Genomic DNA, 1,116 nt, shown 5'->3' on the forward strand with positions numbered 1-1,116 from the left:
GCTTCCAGCCCGTTGGCACGGTACTGTTGGTATCAACGGTTTGATCCGTAACGCCTTCAACCGTGTCCGTCTTGACTGGATTGTCGTTTTCATCGGTGTAAACAATCTTAGCCGTTTGCTTGTCAGCGGTGTAGTTGATCGTAACAGTATCGTTTTGATCACCGTTAACAACCGTCTTAGCTTTAACCGTCTTTTGACTAGGCGTGTAGCCGGCAACCGTTGGTACGGGGTATGCCGGCCATTCAGCCGTTGACCAGTCGCCATAGACAACGGAGCCATCAACCATATCAACCGTGGCATCCCGATGGATCTGAACCGTTTGCGTGATCGTCTTAGCACCGGCGTGTGGGTCATTGACCGTAATTGTCCGCGTCAGCGTCTGATTCAGATCGTTTTCGCTAACACCCTTGAACTTAGCCGTTCCGTTAGGGATGTCGGTACCATCGGTTTGTGGATTGTCGTGGTTGACTGAAACATGATCGTGTTCAACCTTAACAATTGAATCTGGCGTGTTGGCACCCAGTTTAATCGTTACTGGAATCGTCTGACCATCAACCAGCTTCCATCCCGTTGGCACGGTACTGTTAGTATCAACGGTTTGATCCGTAGTGCCTTCAACCGTATCAGTCTTAATCGTGTTGTTGTCCACATCAGTGTAAACGATCTTGGCCGTTTGCTTATTAGCGGTGTAATCAATCGTTACGTTGTCGTTTTGATCACCATTGGTAACCGTCTTGGCTTCGACCGTGGCTTGGCTCGACGTGTAACCATCAACCGTCGGAACAACATATTCCGCCCATTGTGCCGTTGACCAATCACCATAGACAACTGAGCCATCGACCATATCAACCGTGGCATCCCGAGAGATCTTAGCTGTTTGCGTAATCGTCTTAGCGCCTTGGTGTGGGTCGTTGACCGTGATCGTCCGCGTAATCGTCTGATTCAGATCGTTTTCGCTAACACCCTTGAACTTAGCCGTTCCGTTAGGGATGGCGGTACCATCGGTTTGTGGATTGTCGTGGCTAACTGAAACATGATCGTGTTCAACTTTAACAATCGTATCTGGCGTGTTGGCAACCAGTTTAATCGTCGTTGGAATCGTCTGACCATCAACTA

At 49.2% G+C, this 1,116-nt stretch carries 1 protein-coding gene; it reads right to left on the minus strand.

What is annotated here, in order from left to right; translation table 11 throughout:
* On the minus strand, positions 1 to 1,116 hold a 1,116-nt coding region (locus tag ACLUWI_RS10100), incomplete at both ends, for a mucin-binding protein (protein WP_412147216.1).

The organism is Limosilactobacillus mucosae (assembly GCF_046939755.1).
Taxonomy (GTDB): domain Bacteria; phylum Bacillota; class Bacilli; order Lactobacillales; family Lactobacillaceae; genus Limosilactobacillus; species Limosilactobacillus mucosae_A.